This window comes from Escherichia sp. E4385 (genome assembly GCF_963883145.1).
GTDB lineage: Bacteria > Pseudomonadota > Gammaproteobacteria > Enterobacterales > Enterobacteriaceae > Escherichia.
The window spans coordinates 301002-319437 of the sequence record NZ_CAWOOJ010000002.1 but is presented as its reverse complement, the minus strand read 5'-3'; the positions used below and the strand labels follow the sequence as shown (position 1 = coordinate 319437).

14 protein-coding genes and 2 pseudogenes are annotated in these 18436 nt (G+C 46.7%); 8 read left to right on the top strand and 8 right to left on the bottom strand.

The features are described from left to right. The first annotated feature begins 47 nt into the window (after positions 1 to 47). The 4 genes from AACS80_RS03980 to AACS80_RS03965 are packed head-to-tail and all read left to right on the top strand — an operon-like array spanning position 48 to position 4549. The gene (locus tag AACS80_RS03980; RefSeq protein WP_130204672.1) at positions 48 to 1316 is read left to right on the top strand and encodes an MFS transporter; all 1269 of its coding nucleotides are present in this window, start codon (positions 48 to 50) and stop codon (positions 1314 to 1316) included. Positions 1317 to 1333: 17 nt separating this feature from the next. Then, positions 1334 to 2698, top strand: a complete 1365-nt coding sequence (locus AACS80_RS03975; protein ID WP_135410895.1) for an FAD-dependent oxidoreductase — start codon at positions 1334 to 1336, stop codon at positions 2696 to 2698. 52 nt (positions 2699 to 2750) lie between these two features. Next, on the top strand, positions 2751 to 2975 hold the full coding sequence (locus AACS80_RS03970) for a hypothetical protein (protein WP_138183661.1): 225 nt from the start codon (positions 2751 to 2753) through the stop codon (positions 2973 to 2975). A gap of 23 nt (positions 2976 to 2998) precedes the next feature. Beyond that, entirely contained in the window at positions 2999 to 4549 is a 1551-nt protein-coding gene (locus tag AACS80_RS03965) for a BCCT family transporter (protein WP_135410896.1), read from the top strand. 52 nt (positions 4550 to 4601) lie between these two features. Here the strand turns inward: AACS80_RS03965 and AACS80_RS03960 are convergent, their stop codons facing one another. The 4 genes from AACS80_RS03960 to gcl all read right to left on the bottom strand — a co-directional run bounded on the left by AACS80_RS03960 (position 4602) and on the right by gcl (position 9259). Continuing rightward, positions 4602 to 5744, bottom strand: coding sequence for a glycerate kinase (locus tag AACS80_RS03960; protein ID WP_130204680.1), 1143 nt, complete (start codon positions 5742 to 5744; stop codon positions 4602 to 4604). A 74-nt stretch (positions 5745 to 5818) separates the two neighbouring features. Beyond that, a complete protein-coding gene (locus tag AACS80_RS03955) occupies positions 5819 to 6706 on the bottom strand; it encodes a 2-hydroxy-3-oxopropionate reductase (protein ID WP_130204682.1) in 888 nt (295 codons plus the stop codon). 18 nt (positions 6707 to 6724) lie between these two features. Further along, positions 6725 to 7507, bottom strand: a complete 783-nt coding sequence (hyi, locus tag AACS80_RS03950) for a hydroxypyruvate isomerase (protein ID WP_130204684.1) — start codon at positions 7505 to 7507, stop codon at positions 6725 to 6727. 12 nt (positions 7508 to 7519) lie between these two features. Next, complete coding sequence (gene gcl, locus AACS80_RS03945) at positions 7520 to 9259, bottom strand: glyoxylate carboligase (protein WP_130204686.1); 1740 nt, start codon at positions 9257 to 9259, stop codon at positions 7520 to 7522. A gap of 393 nt (positions 9260 to 9652) precedes the next feature. Here gcl and dhaR point away from each other — a divergent pair, with 393 nt between their 5' ends. From dhaR to nhaC, 3 genes are all read left to right on the top strand, one after another. Further along, positions 9653 to 11587 carry a dihydroxyacetone kinase operon transcriptional regulator DhaR gene (dhaR, locus tag AACS80_RS03940; protein WP_138183693.1) on the top strand — a complete coding sequence of 645 codons (1935 nt, stop codon included), beginning with the start codon at positions 9653 to 9655 and terminating at the stop codon, positions 11585 to 11587. A gap of 286 nt (positions 11588 to 11873) precedes the next feature. Then, positions 11874 to 13244, top strand: coding sequence for a putative intracellular survival FAD-dependent oxidoreductase IbeA (gene ibeA, locus AACS80_RS03935; RefSeq protein ID WP_130204690.1), 1371 nt, complete (start codon positions 11874 to 11876; stop codon positions 13242 to 13244). Between the two features lie 14 nt (positions 13245 to 13258). Next, the gene (nhaC, locus tag AACS80_RS03930) at positions 13259 to 14662 is read left to right on the top strand and encodes a Na+/H+ antiporter NhaC (RefSeq protein ID WP_001208425.1); all 1404 of its coding nucleotides are present in this window, start codon (positions 13259 to 13261) and stop codon (positions 14660 to 14662) included. An 86-nt stretch (positions 14663 to 14748) separates the two neighbouring features. Here the strand turns inward: nhaC and AACS80_RS03925 are convergent. The 3 genes and pseudogenes from AACS80_RS03925 to AACS80_RS03915 form a co-directional block, all read right to left on the bottom strand. After that, positions 14749 to 15052 (bottom strand): annotated as a pseudogene (locus AACS80_RS03925) (hypochlorite stress DNA-binding transcriptional regulator HypT); the annotation flags it as partial. 37 nt (positions 15053 to 15089) lie between these two features. Next, on the bottom strand, positions 15090 to 16262 hold the full coding sequence (gene iadA, locus AACS80_RS03920; protein ID WP_135410898.1) for a beta-aspartyl-peptidase: 1173 nt from the start codon (positions 16260 to 16262) through the stop codon (positions 15090 to 15092). A gap of 12 nt (positions 16263 to 16274) precedes the next feature. Then, positions 16275 to 16469 (bottom strand): annotated as a pseudogene (locus tag AACS80_RS03915) (hypothetical protein); the annotation flags it as partial. A gap of 171 nt (positions 16470 to 16640) precedes the next feature. On the opposite strand from AACS80_RS03915, the gene kptA reads away from it, so the two are divergent. After that, entirely contained in the window at positions 16641 to 17195 is a 555-nt protein-coding gene (gene kptA, locus AACS80_RS03910; protein ID WP_135410900.1) for an RNA 2'-phosphotransferase, read from the top strand. Positions 17196 to 17207: 12 nt separating this feature from the next. On the opposite strand, the gene AACS80_RS03905 is transcribed toward kptA, so the two are convergent. Further along, complete coding sequence (locus tag AACS80_RS03905; RefSeq protein ID WP_130204702.1) at positions 17208 to 18386, bottom strand: MFS transporter; 1179 nt, start codon at positions 18384 to 18386, stop codon at positions 17208 to 17210. Positions 18387 to 18436 lie beyond the last annotated feature (50 nt).

Genomic DNA, 18436 nt, shown 5'->3' with positions numbered 1-18436 from the left:
AAAGCAGGCCGCTGGTGTCATTTTAAATACTTCATTCGGGAATAAATATGACCAGTAACTGGAAACGTTGGATCACGCTGGCGTTATGCGGTATTGCCGGAAGTGCAATATATAAATTACCTTATTTACGGGAAACCTATTACGATGCAATGCAGCAGGCTACAGGAGCGACTAATGCTGAACTTGGTTTTTTAATGACAGCTTATGGTCTGGTTAACTTTTTATTATATCTACCTGGTGGCTGGGCTGCCGATAGATTTTCTGCACGTAAATTAATGACCTTTTCATTAATTTCCACCGGGATAAGCGGTTTTTATTATGCGACCTTCCCCTCGTATACCATGATCTGTCTGTTACATGCGCTTTGGGCTGTTACAACCGTATTTACGTTTTGGGCCGTGTGTGTGCGAATTATTCGTACCCTGGGAACCAGTGAAGAACAAGGCCGCTTATATGGTTACTGGTTTCTTGGTAAGGGATTAACTTCTATTGTTCTGGGATTTCTTTCCGTGCCGGTATTTGCCAAATTTGGCGAAGGTGTTGATGGCTTGCGGGCAACCATTATCTTCTATTCTGTAGTGACTATTCTGACCGGTGTTTTAGCCTGGTTTGTTTGTCAGGATGAAACGCACAGCGAAGATAAAGCCAACTTCCGTCTGGCGGATATGGCATTCGTGCTGAAAATGCCGACGGTTTGGCTGGCAGGCGTTGTGACCTTCTGTATGTGGTCAATTTATATCGGCTTTGGCATGGTCACGCCGTATCTCACGCAGATCCTGCATATGGGCGAATCGGAAGTGGCAGTTGCCAGTATTCTTCGCGCCTATGTGTTATTTGCGATGGGGGGATTAATTGGCGGACAACTGGCCGACCGCTGTGCGTCACGCACGCGTTTTATGATTTACGCCTTTATTGGCATGATTGTCTTTACTACCGTTTATTTCTTCCTGCCCGGTGAGTCGCGCTACGTCACGATTGCGCTGGCGAATATGGTTGCGTTGGGCGTGTTTATTTACTCCGCGAATGCCGTGTTCTTCTCAATTATTGATGAGGTTCGGATCCCGGCAAAAGTCACTGGGACTGCTGCGGGCTTGATCTCTTTACTGACCTATTTCCCGGAAATCTACTGCTACACGATGGTGGGCAATATGGTTGACCGTAAACCGGGGATTGCCGGTTTTCAGGATGTCTTCCTGTTCATGTTGGTTTGCGCATTCATCGGCCTCATTGCCGCACTGGTCCTCCAGCGTGTGAATCGTAAAAGTAAAAATCAAGTCAATGAAATCACTGAAAACAATGCGGATTGCGCATCCTGAATCTGACGGGGGAACAAATGGTGGACATGATTAATGAAAGTGCGCGGCAAACGCCAGTCATTGCACAAACGGACGTACTGGTTATCGGTGGCGGCCCGGCAGGGTTAACGGCGGCGATAGCGGCGGGGCGGTTAGGTGCCAGAACCATGATCGTTGAGCGTTACGGATCGCTTGGCGGGGTACTGACGCAGGTCGGTGTGGAAAGTTTTGCCTGGTATCGTCATCCAGGGACGGTAGATTGTGAAGGGATTTGTCGTGAATATGAAGGCCGCGCGCGAGTATTGGGCTTCACGCGACCAGAACCTCAGTCAATTAGCGAAGTTATAGATACTGAGGGATTTAAAGTTGCTGCCGATCAGATGATAACGGAAGCTGGCGTTGAGCCGTTATATCACTCCTGGGTTGTGGATGTAATCAAGGACGGGGATACGTTATGTGGTGTTATCGTCGAGAATAAATCAGGACGAGGGGCAATTCTGGCGAAAAGAATCGTCGATTGCACGGGGGATGCTGATATTGCCGCTCGTGCAGGCGCGCCCTGGACGAAACGGGGCAAGGACCAACTGATGGGCGTCACCGTGATGTTCAGTTGCGCAGGTGTCGATGTGGCGCGCTTTAACCATTTTGTTGCGGAAGAACTTAAGCCGACCTACGCGGATTGGGGAAAAAACTGGACGATTCAAACCACGGGCAAAGAAGACCAGATGTTTAGCCCTTATATGGAGGATATTTTTACCCGGGCGCAACAGGATGGTGTGATTCCAGGCGACGCCCAGGCGATTGCCGGAACCTGGTCAACCTTTTCTGAAAGTGGTGAAGCTTTTCAGATGAATATGGTGTACGCCTTTGGTTTTGACTGTACCGATGTCTTCGATTTAACCAAAGCAGAAATCGCCGGAAGGCAGCAAGCATTATGGGCAATTGACGCACTACGCCATTATGTTCCGGGCTTTGAAAATGTACGGTTACGCAATTTTGGCGCCACGCTGGGTACACGCGAATCACGGCTTATTGAGGGGGAAATACGTATTGCTGATGATTACGTCCTTAATCAGGGGCGTTGTTCGGACAGTGTAGGGATTTTCCCGGAATTTATTGATGGTTCCGGTTATCTCATTTTGCCAACGACCGGGCGTTTCTTTCAGATCCCCTATGGCTGTCTGGTGCCACAAAAAGTGGAGAACCTTTTGGTCGCCGGGCGCTGTATTTCCGCAGGCGTAGTTGCACATACTTCTATGCGCAACATGATGTGTTGTGCCGTTACCGGTGAGGCCGCAGGCACTGCCGCCGTGGTTTCGCTACAGCAACATTGCACTGTGCGTCAGGTTGCTATTCCTGATTTGCAAAACACGCTGCAACTGCAGGGCGTGCGTTTGGCATAACACCAGGGCGCAGAGAGTCGAAAGCCTCTCTGCGCCTTGCAGGAGAAATACCATGAGGGATGATGACCTGGAGCACTTAAGTGCCAATTACTGGATAACCACAATCCTCTGCGGGCTCTTTTTGGGGATATTCCTGTTCATGCTGCAACAGCATCAGCATGGTTTTTCTCTGTATTGTATTGCTGCGCTCTCACTTATTTGCGCCTTTTTTTCTTTACGCCTTTCCCGACAATTGCAACAAATGAAAAAAGAACGGCGCAATATTCGTCCTCATTGAATGAAAACATTCAGGAGACTGATATGCAATATTTCAAAAAACGATTTTCTTTGATTGAACTGAATGTTTTTATTCCGGCGATACTGTTTATTGCGGTGATCATTCTGTGCCTGACGATGTATCCACAAAATACCAGTCAGTATATTAATAAAATGCATCACTATTTAACTTGGGAAATGGGCGGGATTTTTCTGGTTATGACTTTTCTGGTCGTACTTTGTTGCCTGTGGCTGGCCTTTTCACGTTATGGCGATATCTTGTTAGGTCAGCCGGGAGAAAAACCTGACTTCAGCTTGTTAACCTGGCTTGGACTTATTTTTACTTCTGGAACGGGGGGCAGCTTGTTATATCTGGCCTCTGTAGAGTGGATTTGGATCATTCAGCAACCGCCTTTTGGCGCGGCGGCAGGAAGCGCTCAGGCTGCTCGTTGGGCCTCTGCTTATGGCATGTTCCATTGGGGGCCGTCCGCATGGGCATGGTATCTGATTTGTGCCGTTCCCATTGGTTGGTTTATGCATGTTAAGAAAACCAACTCATTAAAGGTCAGTGATTTATGTCGTGGATGCCTGGGCGCACGTGCTGATGGTTTTTGCGGGCATTGTGTAAACTTTTTCTATATGTTTGGTTTGCTTGGTGGTGCGGTAACATCTCTGGCGCTGGGAACGCCGATGATTTCTGCCGTATTTTGCCATGTGTTCAATCTGGAACCCGCAGGGCGGTTTATCAATGTCATAGTTATTTTTATCTGGACGCTGGTGCCATTATTAATTCTCTTTTTTGGACTAAAGAAAGGTGTGGCATGGGCCAGTAACTGGAATATACGCGCCGATATTTTGATGCTACTGGCAATACTGATTTGTGGGCCGACGGCATTTATACTTAACCAGTCAATTGATGGTCTCGGCCTGATGCTACAAAATTTTGTGGCAATGAGTCTAAGTACCGATGCTATTGGTCGTAGCGGATTTCCACAGATGTGGACCGTATTTTATTTTTCATGGTGGGTCGTGTATGCCATCCCATTTGGTTTATTTATCGCCCGTATTTCAAAAGGAAGGACGATCCGGCAATTGATTGTATGTGGAACTCTGGCAGGTTCATTGGGATGCATGGTTTTTTACATGGTACTGGCTAATTTCGGTTTATCGTTGCAGACAACGCATCTTATCGATTTTGTTCCTATTCTGAATGAACAAGGGCGAGGCGTTGTCGTCTCTCGCTTACTGGAACAGCTACCCGCAAGTCAGATATTTTTAGTTGCCTTTGGGGCTATAGCATTAATTTCATATATAACCGGACACTGTACTGTCGGTTATGCCCTTGGCTTTGCGACGCAAAAACAGGCAGATTGTGAGAGTGAACCTGCATTCTGGAACGTGGCATTTTGGTTGATTATGACTGGAGTCGTCGCCATCACACTCTATCTTCTTGATGCGCAAAGTCTGCAACCGCTACAAACGGTCTCTATTCTGGCTGGGCTACCGCTTTGTGGAGTTGTGTTTATTCTATTGAAGAGTTTTTTGACACAACTGGCGGTTGATGAGAAAAGCAATGTAGGTATTGCTGAAAAATGATGTTCAGGTATGCCCGGTAATTTGCATTATCGGGCATTTTACCGAATGAGAATTAACTCAGGACTGCATGAAAATATCCTGCCAAATTTTCTCCGAGACGGATTAAATTATTTTCCCCCTGACTCAGCGCGGTGGGTAAATCACAAGGACCATTGACGACGGAAAAACAGGCTTCTATTCCACACTGGCGTAACTCATTCAGATCAAGTTGATCATCGATATACCCGGCAATTGCGATAACCGGAACGCCCATCATCTGGGCGATTTTGGCCGCCCCCACAGGCGCTTTGCCATTCAAGCTTTGACGGTCTAATTTACCTTCACCGACAATCGCCAATGCCGCATATTTTAAATGCTGGGCAAATTGAATAGCGTCCAGCACGAGCGAAATACCGGGCTGTAGGCGAGCATCAAGAAAAGCCACCAATGCTGCGCCAACGCCGCCAGCTGCCCCAGAACCGGGTATCGTATCGACTTCTTTACCACAGCATCGATGGATGCAATGGGCATAGTTTTTCATTCCCTGTTCCAGTTGCTCAAGGTCATCAGCACTGGCCCCTTTTTGCTGACCGAAAACCTGAGTGGCGCCGTTATCACCGGTTAGTGGGTTAGTGACATCACAGGCTGCGATAAATTTCACATTTTTCAATCGCGGATCGAGTTGCTGTAAGTCAATGTGGTGAATTGCCGCCAGCCCCATCCCATTTACGGAGACAGTTTGCCCTTCAGCGTCTGTAAACGATGCGCCAAGTGCCGACATCAATCCAATACCGCCATCATTAGTAGCACTGCCACCCAGGCATAGAATAACGGTATCAATATTGTGTTCCAGGGCGGCGAGAATAAGTTCGCCAGTGCCAAACGACGTCGTATAGAGGGGCGAACGGCGGACCGGAGAAACCAGTTCCAGCCCTGAAGCCTGTGCCAGTTCTATCACTGCGGTAGTTTGGTTGCCTAAAATACCGTATTGCGCATGTATTGACTCGCCAAGCGGTCCGGTGACGGTTTTAGTGTAAAACGTACCGTCAGTCGCATGAATGAGTGTTTCGAGCGTGCCTTCGCCGCCGTCAGCCACGGGCAAACACACCAGTTGGCTGCCAGGCAGGACCTTGCGCCAGCCGGTTGCCAGCGCTTCGGCGACTTTCCATGCGGGAAGGCATTCTTTAAAGGAGTCGGGGGAGATAACTATCTTCATAGCTGGTCCTTCAAAATAGGGGGATAGGGCCGTGCAACGAATAAACAAAGGGAACCGGTGGTTCCCTTAATTCATTATTTACGGATGGTGTAATTGGCGTGAGCTTCAAGCGCCCGAATTAAAGCGGAATGATCCCAGTCTTTGCCGCCGAGTGCGGCGCAGGTGCTAAATAATTGTTGTGTCATCGCCGTGTTAGGAAGCGGGGTATTCAACAGGCGAGCATTCTCCAGCGCCAGATTCAGATCTTTTTGATGCAGGCTAATTCGAAAACCAGGGGCGAATGTTCCTTTGATCATTCGTTCGCCATGAACTTCCAACACACGAGAGGAAGCAAAACCTCCCATCAGAGCTTCACGTACGCGGGCGGGATCGGCACCTGATTTACTGGCAAAAAGCAGGGCTTCAGCCACCGCTTCAATATTCAGTGCAACAATAATTTGGTTAGCGACTTTGCACGTTTGACCATCACCGACGTTACCGACCAGAGTGATATTTTTACCCATCAATTCCAGAATCGGTTTGATCTGTAAATAAACCTCTTCATATCCGCCAACCATAATGGAAAGCGTCCCGGCTTTCGCGCCAACTTCACCACCAGAGACGGGCGCATCGATATATTCCGCGCCTGCCGCGATAATACGCTGTGCAAATGCTTTGGTGGCAACCGGGGAAATTGAACTCATATCAATCACAATTTTCCCGTGGCTTAAACCGTGTATTACGCCATAGTTGGGATGAAAAAGAACATCCTCAACATGTGGGGTATCAGGGAGCATGGTGATGATGACTTCACACTCCTGCGCGACTTCACTCGGTGTAGAGCAAACAATGCCACGTTCACCAATAAGCTCTTGCGGTGCAGGTTCAAAATGCGCTGAAAAATAAAGGGTATGTCCGGCTTGTTGTAAATTATAAGCCATCGGCTTGCCCATTATACCGGTGCCGATAAATCCAATATTCATGATAAATATCCTCAGGGATTAAATTTGACTCTCGTTTTTTAGCCAGTGTAGACTTTCAGTCGTTGTCGTAGATGGAATATATTCACAACCAATCCATCCCTGATAACCAATCTGGTCTATATAATTTAACAACCACGGGTAATTAATTTCTCCCGTCCCAGGTTCATGACGCCCTGGATTATCGGCTAATTGAATATGCCCAATGTTATTCAGGTTGTTTTTGATTGTTGTAGCAATATTTCCTTCCATGATTTGCATATGATAAATATCATATTGGTAGCGAAAATCAGGATGGTTTACGTCATGAATAATATTGAGGGCTTGTCTGGTGTTGTTAACAAAAAAACCGGGAATATCTTTTGTATTAATGGCTTCCAGAACCAGCTTTATCCCATGAGAAGCCAGTTTATCTACCGCATAGCGCAAATTTTCGACCAGTGTTTCATGACATTGTTCATGCGAATAACCACCTGGATGTTTCCCTGCAAGGCAATTCACTTGTGAACAATTAAGGGCCAGTGCATACTCTATCGCTCTGCAAACACCCTCCTGAAATTCTTTTGACCGACCAGGATGACATGCGATACCCCGCTCGCCATCTTGCCAGTTACCCGCTGGAAGATTAAACAAAACCTGAGTCAGATTATGTTGATGCAGTTGCGAAGCCAGCTCGTCAGTGGAAAAGTCATAGGGGAAAAGATATTCAACGCCGTGGAATCCTGCGTGACTTGCCTGCGCAAAACGTTCAATAAATGGATGCTCGGTAAAAAGCATTGATAAATTCGCTGCAAACTTTGCCATAATCCTGTTTCCTTATAAGTCGAGAGTTTCTTCAAATTCTGTGACTTTATTAATGTCAGGTCCCATAGCGATATTAGTCACGCGCTCGGTAATAATCTCTACGACAACAGGTACGTGAAATTCGTCACGCAAACGCTGGGCTTCTTGTAGTGCAGGTCCAATATCTTGTGGGGTGAATACGCGAATAGCTTTGCACCCTAATCCCTCAACCACAGATTTATGATCAACACCATAACCATTAACTTCTGGGGCATTTATATTTTCGAATGACAACTGGACGCAGTAATCAATATCAAATGCGCGTTGTGATTGACGAATCAAACCAAGGTAAGCGTTATTAAGTAAAATATGGATATATGGAAGATTAAATTGTGCGCCGACGGCTAACTCTTCGATCAAGAATTGAAAATCGTAATCACCGGATATTGCCACAACGGGAACAGTCGGATCTGCTTTCACTGCGCCCAATGCTGCGGGCATTGTCCAGCCTAGTGGTCCTGCCTGGCAAGCATTAATCCAGTGGCGTGGGCGGTAAACATGCAAAAATTGGTTCGCAGCAATTTGCGCCAGACCAATTGTCGAAATATAGCGCGTCTCTGGCCCAAAAACCTTATTCATTTCATGGTACACGCGCTGCGGTTTAATCGGATTGCAGTCAAAGTCTGAGCGGCGGAGCATTGTACGTTTACGCTCGGCACATTCGTCAGCCCAGATACTACGGTCTTTCAGTTCTCCGCGCGACTTCATATCACGGGCAACCTGAATAAATAACGTTAAGGCGCTTTCAGCATCTGAAACAATACCCAGATCCGGCGCAAATATCCGGCCAATTTGCGCTGGCTCGATATCAACATGAATAAATTTGCGGCCTTCTGTATAGGTTTCAATAGCTCCAGTATGACGGTTTGCCCAACGGTTACCGATACCAAAAACAAAATCAGAGGCAAGATAGCTGGCGTTACCATAGCGGTGACCCGCCTGACATCCCATGCGACCAATCATTAAAGGGTGATCGTCCGATAATGCGCCCCAACCGCGTAAGGTTTGAATGACGGGAACGCCGGTTAACTCAACAAACTCGCGCAACAGTTCGCTCGCTTCGGCATTAATAATGCCGCCGCCAGCAATGATGACGGGTTTTTCTGCACTGTTAAGCATTTTCAATGCACGTTCTGCCTGGGCCAGCGTCGCCTGGGGTTTCCAGGGAGTGAGTGGCTGATAGAGATCGATATCAAACTCAATTTCGGTCATCTGAACATCAAAAGGCAGATCTAAAAGAACAGGGCCGGGACGGCCAGAACGCATTTCCCAAAAGGCTTTCTGAAAAATTCCCGGTAACTGACCCGCTTCGAGAATTGTGCGGGCCATTTTGGTCACTGGCGTGGCGATAGCCTCAATATCGACGGCCTGGAAATCTTCTTTATGAAGTTTTCCTACGGGAGCTTGACCAGTAATGCAGAGAATAGGAATGGAATCCGCAGAGGCAGAATAAAGCCCGGTAATCATATCAGTGCCCGCAGGGCCTGATGTGCCAATGCACACGCCAATATTGCCATCATGGCTGCGGGTGTAACCTTCAGCCATATGCGAGGCGCCCTCAACATGACGGGCCAGAATATGATCAATACCGCCTGATTTTTTCATCGCGGCATAGAGTGGGTTTATAGCTGCGCCGGGTACTCCAAAAGCAACGCTAATGCCTTCTTTTTTCAGTATTTCTACTGCTGCTTCGATTGCACGCATCCTCGCCATACATTATTTCTCCTGATATTTATGCTGATTAGAATAGTCAGTCAATTTTGGAATTTAACGATGAAATATCTTTGAGGAAATAAAATGGCAGAACAAACTTCGCTGCATTGTTTCACAGTGAAACAACTCCTATGCCGGTGTTGTTTCAGTTTGAATAATTATAAATATCAAACGCAAAGATTTCAGATGTTGTTGGCAGTTTTAAAATTTATCTAATGTATTATTCGTCTTTTATTGCTTTAACGGTTATTCTTTCTAATGTATGTGTGATTACATTGTTGATAAGGTCTGTTTTTGTAAGGATGTAGACCAGATATTATTGCGTTTGATCAAACTTACTGGCATAGCATTCTGATACAAGTTCTGGAAGTGACTTGAATGGATATTATTATAATGAATAAAGAGTCGTATCATAATGATCTAAAAAATAAATGGAAAATGTTTGTTAAACATGGTTGGGTCGCGACAAATTCGACTAATCATGTGATGCTGAGGTCATGGCAAAAATGTCTCAAGCATTGCGATCCTCGCCACTGGAACACGCCTGTCAAAGCTTCCGGGCAAACATTACAGACGATTTTTTCTCGTAACGAAGAGTTTATTAGAATTTCGCAAAGAGTTGTTGAAGACTATTTCACCCTGGCTGGTGACGACCGGCTGGCATTTTTGATCCTTGACCCACACGGCTGGGTTTTATCGTTGAATGCAGCAGACGATTATTCCAGTCAATTGCGAGAGTTAGGAATTGAATCTGGTATGTCATGGGCTGAAGATGGTATTGGCACCAATGTATATAGTCTTTGTCGGGAAACAAATTTATATACGCAATTGGAAGGAGCAGAACATTTTAGTGAGCAGTTGCATTGTTATGCAATGAGTGCAGCTCCGGTTATTGATTATTATGGTAATATCCACGGATATATTGTATGTATAATTGAAACTACAGCCGAGCTTATTAAATTAAAAACATCATATTCATGTGCAACAGAAATTGCTAATTATATCTATATTGAAAATGAACAAAAGTTAATAAACAAAGTACTCTGTCAGCATAACGCTGTGATTGAATGCATGGATGATGGTTTTATTTGTTGGAATAGCCATTCTTTGATTACGATGGTTAATCCTCAGGCGCAAACACTACTGAATATTGATAAAGAAAGTTTAATTGGTCAGAACATCCGAAAAGGTTTCGTATTTCCGCCGATTTTGAATGAGGCGATTACACAACGAAACAAACTATCGCAAAAGCAAATTGTCCTCGAATGCCGTGGTGAATTTATTGAACTGATGGTTACCCTTCGCCCGTTAAGTGATGGCTCGTTTTTGCTTTTTCTTCATCCATTGGACAAAATTAGGAAAATAGCCCAACAGCAAATAAGCACTAACGCAAATTTTACCTTTGACAGTTTACATGCGGTTTCAAGTGGCATGAAACAGGTACTGCTTATCGCTCGTAGGTCAATTAAATCCATCTCTCCGATTTTAATCAATGGCGAAGAAGGTGTGGGAAAATTGAGTCTGGCGATGGCAATACATAATGAGAGTGAGCAAAGTGATGGGCCATTTATTTCTGTAGATTGTCAGATGCTATCACCAGAAAATATCTTACACGAACTTCTTGGTTCTGATGTTGGCCCTTCGCCATCGAAATTTGAACTAGCGCATAATGGCACCTTATATCTGGATAAAGTCGAATATCTATCAGGGGAAGTTCAGAGTGTTTTATTGAAAGTATTGAAAACGGGGCTTGTTACTCGCTCAGATAGTCATCGTTTGATTCCTGTACGCTTCCGCCTGATTACATGTACCAGTAGTTCTTTACGTGAGTACGTGCAGCAGGGGGCTTTTAGCCGACAACTATATTATGAGATCTCCATGAATGAAATTGAAATCCCACCATTGCGTAAACGTCGTGAAGATCTCAAGCAAATGATTGACGATATTATTGATAAGTATCAGGAGCGTACCCGAAAGAAAATGACAATCACGCCTGACGCAAATTCAGTTCTGCTTGAGTATCGTTGGCCTGGGAATATTTCTGAGTTCAAAAACCGAATGGAGAAGGTGTTTATTAACTGCAATCGGCTTGTCCTCGGATTAGAGAATATTCCATTAGATATCCGACAAAATAATAGTAGTGGCGACGATGATATTCCTCATCTTACTTCACTGGCAGAACTGGAGATGCAAGCTATTGAACATACATGTCGGGTCTGCGAATGGAATCTGACTAAAGCTGCTGAAGTATTAAAAATTGGTCGTACAACATTATGGCGTAAGCTTAAAAGCTATAATCTCTATCCAAATGTTGAACATGCAGATTGATGCTTTTCAAATTGAAAAAGCTTTAATATTGCAGTGTTTCATTTTGGTGCGATGGTTGAATTGCATTGAAGTATTGTGATGTGCTCCATAAATACCAATGTGGTGATAAGTCAGGGAGACGGAAAATGTGTGTGCACTCCTGAAATAATAAAAAACAGGCAAAGAGAGATGATCTCCTTGTATGTCTGTATTAGCATGATGTTGCTTGTTAATAATTAAAAATATCAACGCGTTTATATAAGCGCGGGGGATTATTTTACTCAATTATTGAATACGGAGATAAAGTATGGAATTTTATCTGGAACCCGCTCGTAATATACCTGTACTGGCAACCACGGAAGTATTAGTTGTTGGTGGTGGTCCATCGGGTATTGCAGCAGCAATGAGTGCCGCTCGTGAGGGCGCAGTAACTATGCTGATTGAGCGTTTCGGCTGTTTCGGCGGTATGATGACGACGGCTGGTGTCGAGTCAATTGCATGGTGGCGTCATGAAAATACAGTGGAGTCAGGTGGACTGGCACGCGAAATAGAAGAAACGGCAAAATCAATGGGGGCGTCCAGCCCTGAGCCGCAATCGAATAGTCAGGCTATTAATGCCGAGCGTTTCAAACTGGTTGCGGATGCAATGCTTGAGCAGGCGGGTGTGCGCCGCGTACTACATATTACCGCCGTTGATGTTATTAAGCAGGGCAATAATTTACTCGGCGTAATAACAGAGAGTAAATCTGGTCGTCAGGCCATTTTGGCGAATGTCATTATTGACTGTACTGGTGATGCCGATATTGCATGGTTTGCCGGAGCGCCATTTATTAAGCGTGAACGTGAAGAGCTGATGTGTATGACAACCGTTTTTAGTTGCGCAAATGTCAATAAAAACGCGTTCATGCAAAATATTAAGAGCACGCAACCTAAATATGGAGACTGGGGGGCGGATGAAGAAAATAAAAACTGGTCTTATGATGTTCATGAATCTTGTCGCGATATGTTTAGCCCTTATCTGGGTAAAGTTTTTGCGAAAGGAAAATCGGCGGGGATTATTCCTGAAGATGTGACGTTAGGCGGTTCCTGGAGCACGGTCACTGAGTATGGTGATGCGAATTACTTGAACGTTGTCAGCATCCCTGCCGTTGATTGTACGGATGTTTTTGACCTGACGCGTGCCGAAATAGAGGGCCGTAAGCAAGCCATGCAGGCGATTGAAGCTTTGCGTCAATTCCAGCCAGGATTTGAACAGGCGCAATTAAAAAATTTCGGTATGACAGTAGGAACAAGAGAATCAAGACATATTCTTGGGCGAACTCAACTGACTGAAAATGATATTTGTAATGAAGGGCGTCATGTTGATTCGATAGGTATATTCCCTGAATTTATAGATGGAAATGGTCATCTTAAATTACCTCTTGAAGCGAACTATTTTCAAATCCCTTATGGCGTAATGATTCCGCAGCAAGTTGAAAACCTGTTGGTTTGCGGACGGGCAATCGATGCAGATAATTTCGCATACGCAACAATCCGTAATATGGGGTGTTGTATTGTCACTGGAGAAGGTGCAGGGACTGCCGCTGCGATTGCCATTAAAAATAACACTACCGTTTCACAGGTAGATATTCAGACGGTACAGGAACGCTTACAGCAAAATGGCGTAAAAGTCTTTTAACAGGGAATAAAGTCATGAGAGAAAAACCCAGTTTTTATGTCGCGCTAACACCGATCATTTTTATGATGATCGTGTTGGTTGTTGGCATCGGTGTTATGGGCTGGCCTGCCAGCGTCTGTTTATTAATTTCAGCGGCGTTTTCCTGCATTATTGCAATGGCTAAGCTGAAATATACCTGGGATGAAATTCAGGGGTTTATTATCGATAAGATTTCGGCGGTGATGGCACCGGTACTTATCGTTATTTTTGTTGGCTTTATGGTCGCGACATGGAGCTATGCAGGTACACTGCCGATGCTGGTTTATTACGGTATGTTACTGGTTGCACCCGCATGGCTTTATGCCATAGCGTTTTTTCTGAACGCAGTATTGTCCTATGTTTCCGGGGCATCATGGGGATCTGTAGCTTCTATTGGTGTTGCATTAATGGGCATCGGTTCCGGCTTACATGCCGATCTTCCAATTCTGGCGGCAGCCATTGTGACTGGGGCTTATTTTGGCGACAAACTCTCACCGTTAAGTGATACCACCAACCTGACTTCTGCAGTAACCAAAACTAAACTTTATGATCTGATTAAATATCTGCTCTGGACGACCATCCCATCAACGATTATTAGTCTGTTGTTTTTCACCTGGCTAGGGATGATTCATACTTCTACGGGGTCTATTTCACCAGAAAGTATGCAGATGCTGGTACAGCTTAAAGAGTTATATAAGTTTGGTCTGTTACCACTGTTGCCTATGCTTATTGTTCTGTGCTTTACCTTTTTGCGTTTGCCTACGGTACCGGCATTATTAAGCAGTGCGTTTGTGGCTGTGCTGGTTGGATGGCTGTATCAAGGTTTCCCGCTGGCAGAAGGTATTAAGGCCACAATGAGTGGTTTCCGTCTGACGATGATCACTGATTCAACGACACTGTTACCTTCTGTGAAAGAACTGCTCGAACAGGGCGGTCTTAATAACCAGGGCGGATTCCTGTCATTTATTATCTGCGCCATGATGTTTGCTGGCATCCTGACGGGAACAGGAATGATGGATGTCACACTACAAAGTGCGGCAAACAAAATAAAAAGTGCCTTTGGCGCTATTCTGGCAAGCGGTGTTTTAGCGATCATCATTAACTTGCTTACCGGTTCTGATGGTTTGAATAAAATTGTTATTTCCGAATTGATGATGAAGAAATTCGAAGATCTTAATTTATCACCGTTAGTCTTAGCCCGAACGCTGGAAGATTTTGGCACCATGAGCGCGCCAATTATTCCGTGGTCAGCTGCCGGATTGTATATGGCGACGACACTAGGTGTTCCGACGTTTAGTTACTTGCCGTACTGTGTATTCTGTTTCTGCTCGATGATATTTGCGTTGATCTATGCTTCTACAGGTTTTCGTTTACTGCGTTTCAACGAAGCAAAAGCCTGAGTTATTCAAGATAATAAATGCGTTTGCCGGATGGATTAATCACCATCCGGCGCTAATGTCAGAATTCCATTTTCTGCAGAAAACTTTCAGCCAGGTTCAATCTTTAGCCCACGCAGTTCACGCCAGAAACGCTCTGCAACGGGATTCATCCGGAATGCGGGATAACTAATTCGTCCCGATTCAGGACAATGAGCTGCCCGCTGCGAATTTCTTGTTGTATGGCGTACTCCGGTAGCCAGATATTCCACAGCTGCCGAAGGCAACTTGCTTGAATAATTGGCCCATGAAGAGCCAAAAAGTGCTGAAACGTAACTCGCAGTGGCATGTCAGGGGGCGGTTAATAAATCGCCCCACACAGAAGTTGTAGCGTTGCCTTTGGCGATTAAACAGCTCAACGCCAGTCGCCTGTTCAAGCGTTCGGAACTGCTTATGCAGTTTCAAACGTTCCTTTCACACACGCTTTGCCGTCTTTGACCATCAGTTTGCCGCGAGCGTATACCTGTTCGATACGCAACTGTGGTGTCATCACTAACAGATCCGCGTCATTGCCCGGCAGAATTTCGCCTTTCCCGTTCAGGTTAAGGAAACCAGCGACGCTACTGGTGAGTGGACGCAGGGCATCGCTGATACTGAAATCATAGCCTTTGACCAGCACCTGCACGGTTTCCAGCAATGTTTCAAAACCTGCAACACCGATATGGGTTAAATTTCCTTCGTCATCGAAGAACGGCTGGCTACCGTTGCCGTCGGAGCTGAGGGTGACGCGTGCCAGCGGAATACCCGCCTGAACGGCGCGGGCAATACCTTCGGCAGGGGTGACCGGTTCGTCAATGCTGCTGGTGATATCGATGGTGCCGCCTTTGCGCGCGAACTCCAGCGCCTGCTCAAACAACGGAACGTTGCGGTTAACGTGGGTCGGCAGCAACTTGCTGATGGGGACGTCGCAGTTCTCAAGAAGGTCATAGATGGGCTGTAACGCCTTTTTGCTGTCGCCCATGTGGAACACGGTGATGCCAGGTTTACCGCCGAGCAAACCTCCAACGCGGGATTCCGCCGCCATATTGGCCAGATGATAAACATCCGGCGCGGCCGAGCGGTGGTCTGAGATGGCACATTTCACGCCAATCACGCGATCGATAATCGCCACATCTTTTTCCACCGAGCCTGTAATGGTACGGGAAGGAACATGATAAGCACCGGTCAGCATCCAGGCGCTAATGCCTTCTTCATTGAGCGCACGAGTCTTGGCGAGTAAGGATTCCGGGTGGCGAGAGATAGAGTCGGTGCCGAGCAGACCAACCACTGACGTGACGCCCGCTTCTGTCAGACGACTAAGCGCGACTTCCGGCGTGCGTGTAGTGGGGCCTGCTTCGCCGCCGCCGCCAATCAAATGGACGTGTTGATCAATAAAACCGGGGCAGAGGATCTGCCCGCTGAGATCGACAACCGTGCAGTCCGGTACGATGTCAGAAGGGATGTTGCTGGCAACGGCGATAATCTTGCCGTTAGCGACGAGGACATCGCAAATTCCTCGATCTTCCGGCGCATATAAATGCGCTCCCTGCAGCAGGGTAAAACCGGCTGCGGAATAATCAATCATGGTAACTCCTTGTTAAATAATAAGCTGCATAACCAGGTTTGACAGCAACGCGTTAATCACGCAGACCGTAATGATATGCGGGTAATATTTGGCATTTACTTCGGCTGTCCCCAGGCAGCGACCGACATTTTGCACCGGGTTGCCCATTAAATACATCGCGGGCAGTAAAACGGTGACATCATGCTCGGTTAACACGCCAGCTACAGCATCCCCTTGTTGTGCCATAACAATCCCCATTATGTATGCTTGTGGCGGCTACGTGGAAAAATTACGCTGCGCGGAGAACCTTCCTGTAAGGATTGAGTTGCAGAAAATTCATAAACACGGTGACAATAACGGCTGGTGAGTAAAGGCGGCGAATACAAGGACGAATGCAAAATGGCAAAATACAACGACAAAGAGCTGGCAGAGACGAGCAAGTTTTTAAGTTTTGTCCTCCGACATAAACCGGAGGCGATTGGCATCGTGCTGGACCGTGAAGGATGGGCGGATATCGATAAGCTCATACTCTGTGCACAAAAAGCGGGCAAGCGGTTAACCCGCGCATTACTGGAGACTGTGGTCGCCACCAGCGATAAGAAGCGCTTTAGTTATTCCAGTGATGGTACGTGTATTCGCGCCGTTCAGGGCCATTCGACTTCGCAGGTCGCCATTGCCTTCATCGAAAAAACACCGCCACAATTTCTCTACCACGGTACGGCAAGCCGTTTTCTTGAGGCGATAAAAAAACAGGGGCTGATTGCAGGGGAGCGTCATCATGTGCATCTCTCTGCTGATGAAGCAACGGCTCGCAAAGTTGGGGCAAGACACGGTTCGCCGGTTATCTTAACCGTCAAAGCACAGGAAATGGCGAAACGAGGGATCCCTTTCTGGCAAGCGGAAAACGGGGTCTGGCTGACATCAATGGTTGAGGTTGAGTTTCTTGAGTGGTAAGGGAAACAGCCCTCATGAAGTGACCACTTGTAGCTTAAATAATTGCACTGTGCTGATAAGCGCAGCAATAAACAACGCCGCCGCGCCGCAGAGAGTGGCGCTGGCAAGCGTCGATGTCCCATTGCCAAGCATACTGGTCAGCGCCGGGCCGAGGATTTGCCCAATGCCGTAAATGAGCGTCACAAAGCCTAAAAGATTGAGATTTCCCGGTACGCTCAGTTGGCGGGCGATAGTCATCACCAGAGATGTCGTGCCCATAAAGGTACCGCCAAAACCGATACTACTGATGATAAGCAAGAGAGGCGAGTCGCTGGCGAGAGTAAGCAGCACACAGATAGCCTGTACCATTAAATTCGCCGTCAGGCAGGGTAATGCTCCCCAACGTTTTGCTGCCCATAGCCAGCCAAAGCAACCAGGCACAATTGATAAGCCGACTAACGTCCAGAGATGGGCGGTTAACAATGGTGAGCCTGCATCTTTCGCCATGAGCGGCAGGTAAGTCGCGACGATGATATAACCAAATCCCGCCAGACCGTACAGAATAGCCAGTAACCACCAGCTCATTATCTGTTGCTCCGTTTTTGCCAATGGCGTTGGCGCGACGGTGTGTTTTTTCGAGGGCATTAAAAGCGTAAGTGCAATCAGCATCATGCCAGAAAGCGCCCCGGCGCCTTGCCATAACGTTTGCGAGGAGAGGGCAAAATGCAGGCCTGCCAGAACATATTCATTGCCCAGCGCGATGCCAATGCCAACGCCAGAAAACAAAGCTGCCAGCACAAAAGGATGGCGCGTGTGCTGCATAATCAGCGTCGAACCAAAAATCAGCATTCCAGCGCTGGCGACACCCGCCAGGAAGCGAATCAATAACACCAGGATAAATGACGGCAACCATGCCATTGCGAGGATCAACAATCCGCTCGCCAGGGCAGAAGCCAACAGAAATGGGCGCAGGCGCGACGGCTGGTGAAATGCGCCAAACGAAAATAGCAGACTGCCAGCCAGATACCCCGCATAGTTGCCGCTGGCAATCCACGAGAGCTGGCTAAATGAAAACGCCCCTTCCGCCATCATGACGGGCAACATAGGTGTATAAAGGAAGCGACCTAATCCCATACCTAAGGTCAGAACCAGCATCCCGAAAAGCGCGGTGCTGAAAGAAAAGCGTTCTACGGGATGCGAGGACGGAGGCATGTTTAACCTTGTTTGTATTTTTTGTAGTTAACAAGTTAATAACAAAAAGG

Excerpts from the sequence above, each read along its gene's own strand:
- AACS80_RS03980 (WP_130204672.1), top strand. The coding sequence starts at position 48 with ATGACCAGTAACTGGAAACGTTGGATCACGCTGGCGTTATGCGGTATT.
- AACS80_RS03975 (WP_135410895.1), top strand. The coding sequence starts at position 1,334 with ATGGTGGACATGATTAATGAAAGTGCGCGGCAAACGCCAGTCATTGCA.
- AACS80_RS03970 (WP_138183661.1), top strand. The coding sequence starts at position 2,751 with ATGAGGGATGATGACCTGGAGCACTTAAGTGCCAATTACTGGATAACC.
- AACS80_RS03965 (WP_135410896.1), top strand. The coding sequence starts at position 2,999 with ATGCAATATTTCAAAAAACGATTTTCTTTGATTGAACTGAATGTTTTT.
- AACS80_RS03960 (WP_130204680.1), bottom strand. The coding sequence starts at position 5,744 with ATGAAGATAGTTATCTCCCCCGACTCCTTTAAAGAATGCCTTCCCGCA.
- AACS80_RS03955 (WP_130204682.1), bottom strand. The coding sequence starts at position 6,706 with ATGAATATTGGATTTATCGGCACCGGTATAATGGGCAAGCCGATGGCT.
- hyi (WP_130204684.1), bottom strand. The coding sequence starts at position 7,507 with ATGGCAAAGTTTGCAGCGAATTTATCAATGCTTTTTACCGAGCATCCA.
- gcl (WP_130204686.1), bottom strand. The coding sequence starts at position 9,259 with ATGGCGAGGATGCGTGCAATCGAAGCAGCAGTAGAAATACTGAAAAAA.
- dhaR (WP_138183693.1), top strand. The coding sequence starts at position 9,653 with ATGAATAAAGAGTCGTATCATAATGATCTAAAAAATAAATGGAAAATG.
- ibeA (WP_130204690.1), top strand. The coding sequence starts at position 11,874 with ATGGAATTTTATCTGGAACCCGCTCGTAATATACCTGTACTGGCAACC.
- nhaC (WP_001208425.1), top strand. The coding sequence starts at position 13,259 with ATGAGAGAAAAACCCAGTTTTTATGTCGCGCTAACACCGATCATTTTT.
- iadA (WP_135410898.1), bottom strand. The coding sequence starts at position 16,262 with ATGATTGATTATTCCGCAGCCGGTTTTACCCTGCTGCAGGGAGCGCAT.
- kptA (WP_135410900.1), top strand. The coding sequence starts at position 16,641 with ATGGCAAAATACAACGACAAAGAGCTGGCAGAGACGAGCAAGTTTTTA.
- AACS80_RS03905 (WP_130204702.1), bottom strand. The coding sequence starts at position 18,386 with ATGCCTCCGTCCTCGCATCCCGTAGAACGCTTTTCTTTCAGCACCGCG.